The following is a 12,160-nucleotide window of genomic DNA, read 5'->3' on the forward strand; positions in this document are numbered from 1 at the left end:
CGGGGGAGGCGCGTCATTATCCGCGAGCGCGACGCCCCGCACGAGGGGCACGGTTGGCATCGCGAGGCGGCGACGCGGCGCGTTCGCGGGCAAGCAACTGCACCTTGCGCTGCACGCCCCAGCGCCAGCCGCCGGGCGAGCCATCCTCGCGCACCACGCGGTGGCAAGGCACGATCAGCGCCAGCCGGTTGCTGCCGCAGGCCTGGCCGATGGCGCGGGCCGCCTTGGGCATGCCCAGCTCGTTGGCCAGTTCGCCGTAGCTGCGCGTGCTGCCTTCCGGGATGCGCGTGAGCGCCTGCCATACCCGCCACTGGAAGGCAGTGGCGGCCACGTCGATCGGCGGCAGCGCCGGCGCCTCGACGTCGCTCCAGCCCAGCTCGTGAGCGATGCGGGCGATCACCGCGTCCAGCCATTCCTCCCGCCCAGCGTCTACGCGCTCGCGCTCGGCATGGGGAAACTCCTGCGCCAGCCGTGCTTCGAGGGTGGCGTCGCTCTCTCCCAGCGAGACGGCGCACAGGCCGCGCGTGGTGGCGGCGACCAGCAGCTGGCCCAGCGGGGTGGCGGTGATGGTGTAGCGGATGCTGGCGCCGGCGCCGCCGGAGCGGTAGCTGGCCGGCGTCATGCCGAGCAGGCGATCGCTGTGCTCATAGACGCGACTGGCGGAGCCGAAGCCCGCGTCGTAGACCGCCTCGGTTACCGCACTGCCGTCTCGCAGCGACTGGCGCAGCTGATTGAAGCGGCGGGCGCGGTGGTATTCGGCGGGGCTGACGCCGTAGCGGCGGCGAAACGCCCGCTGCAGGTGCGTTGCGCTGAGGCCGGCGGTGGCCGCCAGTTCGCTTAGGGTAGGCAGCGCGTCGCACTGCTCGATCCGCGCGCGAACGCGCTCGAGGGCAGCATCGGTGGTGGGCTTGGTCATGGCAGCATCCGCGGGAGGATGCGCTCAAGGCTACGCGGCGGGTGCGGCGCGAGCCATCCGGATCTTGCGCTTCACCGCGGTCCGGACGCGCTCAATGCGCGGTACGGCGGCCTTCGTGCAGCACCACGAACTCACCTTCCAGGGTCTGGGTGCGATGCGACGCGCGGGCCGCGCCGCGCACGGGCGCGCCGGCGCGCAGCTTCCACTGGCGAACCGCCAGCAGCACGAGGCCGCCGACCAGCAGCACGCCGGCAACCATCAGGCCGAACACCATCAACACGCCCACCACGGCGAGGCCGATCAGCACCGACAGGGCACGGACGAGCGGGTGGCGGGCACGACGCGGGGCAGGCAGGACGAAGCGCATGTGTTAAAAATCCGTGTGTTAAAATCAACGACTTACGCGTGCAACGATGAGGCCTGCGTGCCTCCGAGACAAGTGCCGATGGATAGAAGTGAGACCGCCCGCCCGCTCTGCCGGCTGGACGACATTCCCGATGGCGAGGCCATTGCCGTCGATGCGGCACTGCCCGATGGGCCGGAGAACCTGATCGTGCTGCGACAAGGTGCCGCCGTGCATGCGTACCTCAACATCTGCCCGCACGCGGGGCGGCGGCTGGACTGGGCGCCAGGCAAGTTCCTGATCAGCAAGGGGGCGCTGATCTGCGCCGCGCACGGTGCCAGTTTCACTGCAGCCACCGGCTGGTGCATCGGCGGCCCATGCCGTGGCCAGGAGCTGCGCCGGGTCGCCGTCGCCGTGGTCGATGGCGAGGTGCGCCTCGCTTCGTGAGGTCTAGAGCCGCGCGTCGGCCAGACCTGGCGGCAGCGCGCTCTTGATGTCGAACACAGCGCAGGCCTCGCGGCCCCAGGCGCGGATTGCGGCGACGTCCAGTGCGACGAACTGCTGGTGCGCCACCGCCAGCACGATCGCGTCGTAGCTGTTCGCCGCGGGCTGTTCGATCGGTCGCAGGCCGAGCTTGCGCTCGGCCTCGTCGGCGTCGGCCCAGGGGTCGTAGACGTCCACCGTGGCGTGCGCCGCTTCCAGCTCGCGCACGATCTCCACCACCCGGGTGTTGCGCAGGTCCGGGCAGTTTTCCTTGAAGGTGAGCCCCAACACCAGGATGCGCGAACCCACCACGTGGATGCGCTTGTTCGCCATCAGCCGCATCACCTGGTGCGCCACGTGCAGGCCCATGCGGCTGTTGATGCGGCGCGCGGCGAGGATCAGCTCCGGGTGGTAGCCCAGCACCGTGGCCTTGTGGGTGAGGTAGTACGGATCCACGCCGATGCAGTGGCCGCCGACCAGGCCGGGACGGAACGGCAGGAAGTTCCACTTGGTGCCGGCAGCGTCGAGCACGTCCTGGGTGTCGATGCCCATGGTGTCGAAGATCATCGCCAGCTCGTTGATCAGCGCGATGTTGACGTCGCGCTGGGTGTTCTCGATCACCTTGGCCGCCTCGGCCACCTTGATGCTGGGCGCCTTGTGCGTGCCGGCGGTGATGATGCGCCGGTACAGCGCGTCGACCGCATCGGCTACCTCGGGGGTCGAGCCGGAGGTGATCTTGGTGATCGTGGCAAGCCGGTGCTGGCGGTCACCCGGGTTGATCCGTTCGGGGCTGTAGCCGCAGAAGAAATCCACGTTGAAGCGCAGCCCCGAGACGCGCTCCAGCACCGGCACGCACACTTCTTCGGTGGTGCCTGGGTACACGGTGGACTCGTAGATCACGATGTCGCCGCGCTTGAGCACGCCGCCGATCGTGGCGCTGGCTTGCTCCAGCGGAGTGAGGTCGGGTCGGTTCGCCTCGTCCACCGGAGTCGGCACGGTGACGATGAACACGTTGCAATCGGCCAGCGCGGAAGCATCGGCGCTGAGCTGTAGCTGGCTGGCGGTGCGCAGCTCGTCGGAGGAGGTTTCGCGCGTGTGGTCGATGCCGGCCCGCAAGGCGACGACACGCTCGGCGCTGGTGTCGAAACCCACCGTGGGTAGCAGCCGACCGAACTCCACCGCCAGCGGCAGACCGACATAGCCCAGGCCTACGATGCCCAGCCGAGAAGGATTCACCATGCGAACCGGTTCCGAGGATCTTCGAATGGCTAAGGGTAGCGGACTCAGTGGAACATCAGGTTGATCGCCAGCATGGTGACCAGCAGCACGGCCAGCGTCAGCGGTACGCCGACGCGCAGGAAATCCTTGCCGCGGTAGCCGCCCGGGCCGGCCACCATCATCAGCGCCGGATGGCCGGAGCTGAGCAGGAAGGTGTTGGACGATGACACCGCCACGATCAGCGCATAGGCCGACGGGTTGCCGCCGGTGGCCACCGCCACGCTGATCGCGATGGGCACCATCATGACCGTAGCGCCCACGTTGGACATCACCTGCGAGAACAGCAGCGTGAGGATCGCCAGCGACAGCTGCAGGATCCACGGCGCGGCGTGGCCGAGGTAGGCGAGTACTTCCTGCGCCAGCCAGGCGGCGGTGCCGGTGGCGTCCATCGACCAGCCCAGCGGAATCAGGCAGGCGGTGACGAAGATCGTTTTCCAGTTGATCGCCTTGTACGCCTCGTCCATGTTCAGTACGCCGGTGAGCAGCATGCCGATCGCGCCGGTCATCATCGCCACCGACAGATCGAGGTTGGTGAACAGCGCCAGGCCCTTGGCCAGGGTGAAAAAGCCCACCGCGTGCCAGATCTTGCCGGGACGCTGCTCTTCCTTGGGGATGTCGGTGACCACCACGAGGTCCTTGTCCTCGGTGGTCTGCGCCAGCTCGCGCCAGCTCGAGTGCAGCACCAGCGTGTCGCCGGCGCGCAGGCTGATGCCGCGCACGTCGTCGCGCAGCACCTGGTCGCCGCGGTTCACCGCCAGCACCGAAATGCCGTAGCGCTTGCGCAGCCGCAGCTCGCCGATGGTCTGCTTGATGAAGCGCGAGCTCGGCGGAATCACCGCCTCGGAAATGCCGGCACGGGTCGGATTGAACAGCTCGGCGAGCTGGCGCATGCGCGGCGACAGCTTGCACAGCTGGTTGTTGGCGAACTGCGCCAGTTGCTCGCGCGGGCCGAGCACGCCGAGCACCGAGCCGACCCAGATCACCTGGTCCACCGGCGGCGCCATGCGCGCGTCGTTGCCGCTCTTGATCGCCAGGATCAGCGGCGCCTCGCGCAGTTGCTCCACCTCGCCGATGCTCATGCCGACCAGTGGGCTCTCGGCAGTGACGGTGAGCTCGGCGGTCTCGCCCACGATGCCGTAGGTGTCGGCGAAGTAGCTCTCGGTACGGCCCGGGGTGACTTTGAGCCGCTCGTCCTCACGCTCTGGCAGCAGCTTGCGGGTGAAGAAATAGAAGAACGCCACGCCCAGTACCGCCAACGCCAGGCCCACCGGGGTCACACTGAACAGGCCGAACTTGGGGATCGTGTGCGCGCCGGGCGGCAGGTTGTTGTTGGCGCTGGCGATCAGGTCGTTGAGGATGATCAGCGGCGAGTTGGCGATCAGCGTGGTGTTGGTGGCGGTGAGAATGCAGAACGCCATCGGCAGCAACAGGCGCGAGATCGGCACGCCGGTGCGCGCGGACAGGCGGCTGATCACCGGGATCATCAGGGCCGCCAGCGCCTGGCTGGGAATCACCGCGCTGAACAGGCTGGTGACCGCATTGATCACCACGCCCAGACGCGATTCCATGCCGCGCGCCATGCGCATCACGAAGTTGGCGGTGAGCGCGAGCACGCCGGCGCGATCCAGCCCGGCGCCCATGATCATGATCGCGATGATCGCGATCACCGCGTTGCCGGCGAAGCCGTTGAACACGCGGTCGGAGGGGATCAGCCCAGTCAGGCCGATCACCACCACCACCAACAGGGCGACCATGTCGGCGCGGATCCACTCCAGCACCAGCATGAGCATGGTGAAGCCGACCAGCGCCAGCACCAGGATCATTTCGGGAGTGAGGGTCAGGCCCACGGAGTGAGGTCTCGCCGGTCAGGAATTCGCACGCCGCAGGGTCGCCGGGCCAGGCCGCCATGTTGCATGCGGTGGTGCGAAGTGAACCTCACGCGGCGCCCCGTCCCTGTGTCAGGACGCAGTATATGCGGCTGGGCTGCGCGGCTGGTGAACCGCGCCGCACGCGGACCTCAGCGACGGCGGTAAAGCAGGTCCCACACCCCGTGCCCGAGCTTGAGCCCGCGCCGCTCGAAGTGGGTCTCGATGCGCCAGTCCGGCTTCTCGGCATAGGCACCCGGGGCCACCGCGTTGCGCCAGTCCGGCGCTGCTTCCATCACCTCGAGCATGTGCTCGGCATAGGGCTGCCAATCGGTGGCAAGATGCAGCAAACCGTCGGGCGCCATGCGCGAGGCGAGCAGGGCGACGAATGCCGGCTGGATGATGCGGCGCTTGTTATGGCGCTTCTTGTGCCAGGGGTCGGGAAACCATATGCGGGCCTCGGCCAGCGTGCCCGGGGCGATCTCGTGTTCGAGCACTTCCACCGCGTCGTGCTTGTACAGGCGCACGTTGGCGGCGTCGCGCGCGGCCAGTGCGTTCATCAGCCGACCCACGCCCGGGCCGTGCACTTCCACGCCGATGAAGTCGCGCACCTGATCGTGCTCGCTGGCCCAGGCCAGGGCCTCGCCGTTGCCGAAGCCGATCTCCAGCACGCGCGGTGCGCTACGGCCGAAGGTCGCGGTGAAGTCGCGCGGCGCGCCCCGGTAATCCAGCCCGTAGCGCGACCAGTGCGCGTCGAACGCGCGTTGCTGCGCCGGCGTCATGCGGCCCTCGCGCAGCACGAAGCTGCGGATGCGGCGCAGGTAGGCCGGGCCGTCGGCGTCCGCCGGGAGTGCGTCGTGGTCGGGGTGGTCGGTCATGGGGAACATCCGCGAGTCATGGGCAGCGGCACGGGACGGCGCGCCCGAAAAGCAGCGGCCGGCATGCCGTAAAGCATGCCGGCCGTGGCAAGGCCGTCCATTGTATCGCCGCGACTCAGTGATGTTGGAATCGCGCGGCGCCGGGGTGCCCGGTGTGGCTGTCCTCGCCCTTGCGCGGTGGGGCATGGCGCGGTTCGCTCTGGGCTGGCGGCGCCGCGCGCGGTGCCGGGGCTTCGAAGCGTCGCTGTGGCACCGGCATGGCCTCGCGCGGCGGCGCCGGCATCGCCTGGCGCGGCGCAAAGCGCGGCTCAACGCGCCGCTCCACCGTGGGTTCGGCGGGGCGCGAGCGCTCACTGCGCATCATCGGGGGCTCGCCTTGCGCTGCACGCCAGGCGGGAGGCGGACGGCGATCGGCTGGCGCAAAGCGCGGCGTAACGGGCAGCGTCGCCGGGCGTTGTGTCTCGCGGGGACGCTCGTCGCCGTAAGCGGGCGTTGGAGCCGATGCGCGTGGCGGGCTCGCGGCTGGGAGTTGCTCGGCGCGGACGAAGCGCGGTACCGACGGCAGCATGCCGCCGCGCGTCGGCGGGGTATTCGACTCGTCCAGACCGGGGCGGCCGTGGGCGAATCGGGAAGACGGCATCGCCATCGCGCGCGCGCTGGTGGCCGCGTCCGGGCGACCCCTGACCGCCGGGAACCGCCCGGTGTGGTCGGACGCGCCGACAGTCCCGACGACGCGCGCGGGTGTAGCGCTCGTTTCCTGTGGCATCGGGCGGCCATGCACGAAGCGGGTGGCCGGCAACCCGACCGACGGATCCGCGAGCGGTGCATCCGGCCGGCCGCGTGCCTGTGGGAAGCGGTTGGCGAGTCCGTCGCGGGGCGGGGGCGCGCGGTGGCTCACCACGGGCCGATCGAAACGACCCTGCGGCACGGTCCGGCCGCGCGGCGTGGGCGCACCGGCGAAGCTGGCGCGCACCGGGCTCACCGGCAGGCGGCCGAGCACTGGCGCCATGCGCAGATGGCCCGGATCGATCTGCACCCGATGGCCTTCCACCCGCCGGGCCTGCACGAATGCCTCGCGCGAAACGGCAGTGATGCCGTGCGGTGCATGGCGATTGACGTAGTGCTCGTCCGGCGCGCGGCCTTCGCGGTAGCGGCGATAGCGCTCGTTGAAATAGCGCTCGAAGCCGTCGCGGTCGTGGTCGTGGTGCCAACGATCATCCCAGTGCAGGTTGTGCCGGTTCACCCGGCGGTAGTAGTCCGCGCTGACCCGATACCACGGGTTGTAGAAATCGCCCGGGCCGAGCGGAAACCAGCCGATCGGCGCTCCCGCGCCCACCGACACGCTCCAGCCGTTGCCGCCGACGAAAGCAACCAGCGCCGGCGCGTATACCGCACGCAACTCGCGCGGCCCCGGAATCCAGCCCCAGCGACCGCCTACGTTGATCCAGCGGCCATAGTGGTAGGGCGCAAAACCCCATGGCGCGTCGTCGACCCAGGTCCAGCCCCACGGCGCCACGTAGGCCCAGTGGCCATCGCGGTAGGGCGCCCAGTCGCTGGCGACGGTGGCCGGGTACCAGACCCGGCCGTAAGCGTCGTCGCTCTGCCACTGGCCATAGCGATCGAGATCCTCGTAGCCGATGACGTCGTCGGCGACGTACTGGCGGCTGCTCGCGCGGGCGTAGCGATCGTCGCGGTCGGCGCACCACAGGTCGAACGCGTCCTGGGCGCCTGCGTAGGATTCGGCCACCTGCGTCAGCGAGCTGTCGTCGAAGCGATAGCGGTGCCCGCCGATCAGCCGACGGCTGGCGTCATTGGCGCCGTACACCGTGGCCTGGCCGTCCAGCGCGGTGATGTCGGTGGTGCCGCTGCGCTCGTCCACGTCGATGCGGTACACGCCGGGCGAGTTGACCACCAGCGCCACGTTCGGCGTGTCGATCTCGTAGCTTTCATCCGGATCGAGTGTGCGTACGGACAGATTGAGCGTGCCGCGGGTGAGTTCCAGCTGGGCGAGGCGATCGTCCAGTTGCAGTATGCCCACGTCGGTGTCCCGGTCGAGCCGCAGGCTGGCGTGGTCCAGCTCCAGCTCGGCGCGCGCATCGTTCGCCGCCGTTAGGCGGTCGCCGCGGGTGAGTGGACGGTTCAGCGAGGCCTCGCTCCAGTCTTCGGCGCCGGCGGGCAGGAAGCCGACGTCGCCGGCCAGGTACGCCAGGCGCGCGACCCGGTCAGGCGGATCGCCGGCATCGCCACCGGATGACTGTGCCTGCGCAACGCCGACAGCAAGCGCTAGCGCGAGCACAGCGCCGAGCCGCGACCACGCACGCCGACCGGCGGGGCGGAACAACCAGGACTGACCCATGACTTCCTCCGTGGAAGCGGCGGCCCGGGGCGCGGGCCCAGTTCGCAAAACGTTTCGCCATCGGTCGGGATGACCGCGGCGGCATTATGGGCACGCGGCCGCGGCGGACAGCTCGCGCGAAGGCGCCGATCAGGCGCTCGATTCAGCCGGCCGCCATGTGCGGTTTAGCCGCCGTTGGGCCGCATGCGGGCGCTTCCCTCGCGCGCGACGGGCGGGTTACCATCTGCCGCCGACGCGGGTGTAGCTCAATGGTAGAGCTGTAGCTTCCCAAGCTACTGACGAGGGTTCGATTCCCTTCACCCGCTCCACTCCCCTCGATCCCCGAGCCCCCACCTCCCGACGCGTGCGCTGACCATGGCGGATGTCATCACCCTCGGCTGGCGGGAGCGCGTGGCGCTGCCCGATCTCGGCATCGCCGGCCTCAAGGCCAAGCTCGACACGGGCGCGCGATCCAGCGCGCTGCACATCGACTCGCTCGAAACCTTCCGTCGCGACGGCGCCACCTGGCTGCGTTTCAGCGTGAGCGCGGGACGTCGCCGTGTGACCACCTGGCAGGGCGAAGCGCCAGCGCTGGATCGGCGCGTGGTTACCGACACCGGCGGGCGGCGCAGCGAGCGCTGGTTCATCCGCAGTGCGGTGAGCCTGGCCGGGCAGGCGTTCCCGATTGACATCAGCTTGACCGATCGTCGTCACATGCTGTTTCCCATGCTGCTCGGCCGCACCGCCCTGATCGGACGTTTTGCGGTCGATCCGATGCTCTCCTATACCCAGCCGCGCGCCGAGCGCGCGGTGTCGGACAACCCATGAAAATAGCCATCCTCTCGCGCAATACGCGGCTGTACTCGACCCAGCGCCTAGTGGAGGCGGCACGCGAGCGCGGCCACGTGGTGCGCGTGCTCGATCCGCTGCGCTGCTACGTGCGCATCGCGCCGGGCAATATGGAGATTCGCTACAAGGGCAAGGCGCTGCGCGACATCGATGCGGTGATCCCGCGCATCGGCACGCAGAGCACGTTCTACGGCACCGCCGTGCTGCGTCAGCTGGAGATGATGGGCGTGTACACGCCCAATCCGTCCGATGCGGTGCTACGTGCGCGCGACAAGCTGCGCTGCCTGCAGATCCTCGCCTCGCACGGGCTGCAGATGCCGGTAACCGTGTTCGGCGACAACCCCGACGACACCACCGACGTGCTGGCGATGCTCGGTGAGCCGCCGCACGTGATCAAGCTCAACGAAGGCAGCCAGGGCACCGGCGTAGTGCTGGCGGAAAAGCGCAGCGCCTCGCAGAGCGTGATCGAGGCCTTCCGCGGCCTGTACGCCAACTTCCTGGTGCAGGAGTTCATTGCCGAGGCCAAGGGCAGCGACCTGCGCTGCTTCGTGGTCGGCAACAAGGTGGTGGCGGCGATGCAGCGCGACGCCAGTCCGGGCGAGTTTCGCGCCAACCTGCATCGCGGCGGCACGGCAGTGAAGGCCACGCTCAGCGCGCAGGAAAAGAAGATCGCCATTCGCTCCGCGCAGGCCCTTGGGCTGGGCATCGCTGGCGTGGATCTGCTGCGCTCCGACCGTGGGCCGCTGCTGCTGGAAGTGAATGCCTCGCCGGGACTCGAAGGCATCGAGGCAGCCAGCGGCGTGGATGTGTCCGGCTGCATCATCAAGCATCTGGAGCAGAACGCAGCTAGCTGAACACTCGGCGGGTCGTCAGCGGGCCATTAACTGCATCCTAACCACCCCCCACCTATAAAGACCCCACTGCATTTGCTTGGCACTTCAACCTGTAGGTCTGGTGGCAGCAGATTCGGTATCGGGGCAGTAGCTTGGGCCCGGGTGTGCTGATCCCGCGTGGACAGTCATCCGGGCCTTTTCTTTGCCCGCGCGGCGCGTTCAGTTTTTGCGCCCGGGCGGCTCCGCTTTCCCGCAACAGGCTTGTTAAGCTTGCAACCCATAAGGCCGGCCCGTGCGCCGACCGCACGGAGTGGCGCATGCGCGTACTGGTGATTGAAGACAACAGCGATATCGCGACCAACATCGGCGATTATCTGGAAGACCGCGGCCACGTGGTCGATTTCGCCGGCGATGGCGTCACCGGTCTGCACCTGGCGGTGGTGCACGATTTCGACGTGATCGTGCTCGACCTGACCCTGCCCGGCATGGACGGGCTGGAAGTGGCCCGCAAGCTGCGCCACGAGGCGCACAAGCAGACGCCGATCCTCATGCTTACGGCGCGCGACGCGCTGGAGCAGAAGCTCACCGGCTTCGAGTCCGGCGCCGACGATTACATGACCAAGCCGTTCGCGCTGCAGGAATTGTCCGCGCGGCTGGAAGTGCTGGCGCGCCGCGGCAAGGGTCCGCAGAGCCGCGTGCTCAAGGTGGCCGATCTCACTTTCAACCTCGACACGCTCACGGTGAACCGCGAGGGCAAGTCGATCCAGTTGAATCCGATCGGCCTGAAGTTGCTGCAGGCGCTGATGGAAGCGAGCCCGTCGGTGGTGACCCGGCAGGACCTGGAACAGAAGGTGTGGGGCGAGGAGCTGCCGGACAGCGACTCGCTGCGGGTGCACATCCATGGATTGCGTGCGGCGATCGACAAGCCGTTCGAGAAGCCGCTGATTCACACGCGGCACGGCATCGGTTATCGCATGGTCGATCCGGATGCAGTCCAGGCGTAAGCTGCGGTTCCGTCTCGTCGTCTCCTTCGCGCTGTTCGGCTTCGGCCTCAGCGCGTTGTTTGCGTTTGCGGCACTGAATATCCGCACGCGGGTGGAGGATCAGCTGGTCAATGCCAGCCTGTTGGATGACGCCAAGTACTCCAACCGCTTCGCTCAGGAGCACCCTGACGCGCCTGGAACGGGCTCGCGACTCATCACCGGCATGGTCAAGAGCGATCGCACGCTCTACAAGGCGCCGTTGGCATGGCAGAACCTTGCTACCGGGGTGCACGACATCCACGAGCCGGATCCGGACGACGGTGGTCGGGTTCATCACTACAAGCTCGCGGTCTATCGCGAGAACGGCATCATCAGTTTTGTACGCTACGACGTCTCGCGCGAGGAGCTGGGCAAGCAGCAGCTGCTCTTCAGCGTCATCGGCGCGGTATTCCTGTTCGGCCTGCTGTCGCTGGCGATCGGCCTGTGGCTGTCGCGCAAGGTGCTCAAGCCGGTCAGCCAGCTGGCGCAGCGCTTGCGCGAGTTCCGCAAGGCCGGCAAGGCCGAGCCGCTGGCGGCGCATTTCGCCGACGACGAGGTCGGTGAGCTGGCGCAGGCGCTGGACGACTACGCCGCGCGGCTGACCTCGATGGTGGAGCGCGATCGCGAGTTCAATTCCGACGTGAGCCACGAGCTGCGCACGCCGCTGGCGGTGATCGCCAGCACCACCGAACTGCTGCAGGGCTCGCCGGATCTCACGCCCAAGCTGGCCGAACGGCTCAAGCGCATCGAGCGCGCCTCGCGCCAGGCCACCGAGCTGATCGAGGCGCTGCTGCTGCTGTCGCGCGCCGAGCGGCGCGGCCCGACCCGTGGCGAAACCACCGACGTGGCCAAGGTGGCCGCCGACGTGATCGAGAGCCAGCGCCCGCAGATCCGCGACAAGCCCGTCGCCGTGCACCTGGATGAGCGCGAGCCGGTCAGTGTGAACGCACCGGCCTCCGTGCTCGCGGTGGCGCTGACCAACCTGATCGGCAACGCCATCAAGTACACGCTCGACGGCGAGGTGCGGGTGGAAGTGGGCGCCAACGGCATCGAAGTGATCGATACCGGTCCGGGCATCAAGCCGGAGGATGCCGAGCGGCTGTTCCAGCGTGGCGTGCGCGGCGAAGGCGCCGGCGGCAGCGGCGCGGGTCTGGGCCTGGCGATCGTGCGGCGACTGTGCGAGCTCTACGGCTGGCAGGTATCGATGCGTCCGCGCACCGATACCAACGGCGCCGTCGCCAGCATTGCGTTCGCCTGATCCGCCTGCCGGTGTAGGAGCCCCGGGGGGGGGGGGGAAAAAGTGGGTTTATAAAAAAAAAAAAAAAAAAAAAATAACCCCCTCGCGGGGGTTTTATTTT

11 protein-coding genes and 1 tRNA gene are annotated in these 12,160 nt (G+C 68.5%); 6 read left to right on the top strand and 6 right to left on the bottom strand.

What is annotated here, in order from left to right:
* Positions 1 to 16 precede the first annotated feature (16 nt).
* Together ACTHJF_RS05680 and ACTHJF_RS05685 are read right to left on the bottom strand one after the other, a co-directional pair.
* Positions 17 to 916 (bottom strand): methylated-DNA--[protein]-cysteine S-methyltransferase, encoded by a 900-nt coding sequence (locus ACTHJF_RS05680; protein ID WP_440266259.1) that lies wholly within the window; start codon positions 914 to 916, stop codon positions 17 to 19.
* A gap of 91 nt (positions 917 to 1,007) precedes the next feature.
* Positions 1,008 to 1,283 carry a hypothetical protein gene (locus ACTHJF_RS05685; protein WP_440266260.1) on the bottom strand — a complete coding sequence of 92 codons (276 nt, stop codon included), beginning with the start codon at positions 1,281 to 1,283 and terminating at the stop codon, positions 1,008 to 1,010.
* Positions 1,284 to 1,361: 78 nt separating this feature from the next.
* Here ACTHJF_RS05685 and ACTHJF_RS05690 point away from each other — a divergent pair, with 78 nt between their 5' ends.
* The gene (locus tag ACTHJF_RS05690) at positions 1,362 to 1,706 is read left to right on the top strand and encodes a Rieske (2Fe-2S) protein (protein WP_440266261.1); all 345 of its coding nucleotides are present in this window, start codon (positions 1,362 to 1,364) and stop codon (positions 1,704 to 1,706) included.
* Between the two features lie 3 nt (positions 1,707 to 1,709).
* Here ACTHJF_RS05690 and ACTHJF_RS05695 read toward each other — a convergent pair whose 3' ends face one another.
* The 4 genes from ACTHJF_RS05695 to ACTHJF_RS05710 all read right to left on the bottom strand — a co-directional run bounded on the left by ACTHJF_RS05695 (position 1,710) and on the right by ACTHJF_RS05710 (position 8,119).
* Positions 1,710 to 2,981 carry a nucleotide sugar dehydrogenase gene (locus ACTHJF_RS05695; protein WP_440266262.1) on the bottom strand — a complete coding sequence of 424 codons (1,272 nt, stop codon included), beginning with the start codon at positions 2,979 to 2,981 and terminating at the stop codon, positions 1,710 to 1,712.
* 44 nt (positions 2,982 to 3,025) lie between these two features.
* Positions 3,026 to 4,843, bottom strand: a complete 1,818-nt coding sequence (locus ACTHJF_RS05700; RefSeq protein ID WP_440266270.1) for an SLC13 family permease — start codon at positions 4,841 to 4,843, stop codon at positions 3,026 to 3,028.
* A gap of 194 nt (positions 4,844 to 5,037) precedes the next feature.
* A complete protein-coding gene (gene trmB / locus ACTHJF_RS05705; protein ID WP_440266263.1) occupies positions 5,038 to 5,763 on the bottom strand; it encodes a tRNA (guanosine(46)-N7)-methyltransferase TrmB in 726 nt (241 codons plus the stop codon).
* Between the two features lie 115 nt (positions 5,764 to 5,878).
* Positions 5,879 to 8,119, bottom strand: coding sequence for a DUF6600 domain-containing protein (locus ACTHJF_RS05710; protein ID WP_440266264.1), 2,241 nt, complete (start codon positions 8,117 to 8,119; stop codon positions 5,879 to 5,881).
* A gap of 234 nt (positions 8,120 to 8,353) precedes the next feature.
* Here ACTHJF_RS05710 and ACTHJF_RS05715 point away from each other — a divergent pair.
* The 5 genes from ACTHJF_RS05715 to ACTHJF_RS05735 all read left to right on the top strand — a co-directional run bounded on the left by ACTHJF_RS05715 (position 8,354) and on the right by ACTHJF_RS05735 (position 12,060).
* A tRNA-Gly gene (locus ACTHJF_RS05715) sits at positions 8,354 to 8,427 on the top strand.
* A gap of 46 nt (positions 8,428 to 8,473) precedes the next feature.
* Complete coding sequence (locus ACTHJF_RS05720; RefSeq protein WP_440266265.1) at positions 8,474 to 8,926, top strand: ATP-dependent zinc protease family protein; 453 nt, start codon at positions 8,474 to 8,476, stop codon at positions 8,924 to 8,926.
* Positions 8,923 to 9,801 carry a 30S ribosomal protein S6--L-glutamate ligase gene (gene rimK / locus ACTHJF_RS05725; protein WP_440266266.1) on the top strand — a complete coding sequence of 293 codons (879 nt, stop codon included), beginning with the start codon at positions 8,923 to 8,925 and terminating at the stop codon, positions 9,799 to 9,801. Before ACTHJF_RS05720 ends, rimK begins: the two co-directional genes overlap by 4 nt.
* A gap of 296 nt (positions 9,802 to 10,097) precedes the next feature.
* Complete coding sequence (locus tag ACTHJF_RS05730; RefSeq protein WP_431634362.1) at positions 10,098 to 10,784, top strand: response regulator transcription factor; 687 nt, start codon at positions 10,098 to 10,100, stop codon at positions 10,782 to 10,784.
* Positions 10,768 to 12,060, top strand: a complete 1,293-nt coding sequence (locus ACTHJF_RS05735; RefSeq protein ID WP_440266267.1) for a sensor histidine kinase — start codon at positions 10,768 to 10,770, stop codon at positions 12,058 to 12,060. Before ACTHJF_RS05730 ends, ACTHJF_RS05735 begins: the two co-directional genes overlap by 17 nt.
* The last annotated feature ends 100 nt before the right edge of the window (positions 12,061 to 12,160 follow it).

This window comes from Dyella sp. (genome assembly GCF_051962475.1).
Taxonomy (GTDB): Bacteria; Pseudomonadota; Gammaproteobacteria; order Xanthomonadales; family Rhodanobacteraceae; genus Dyella_A.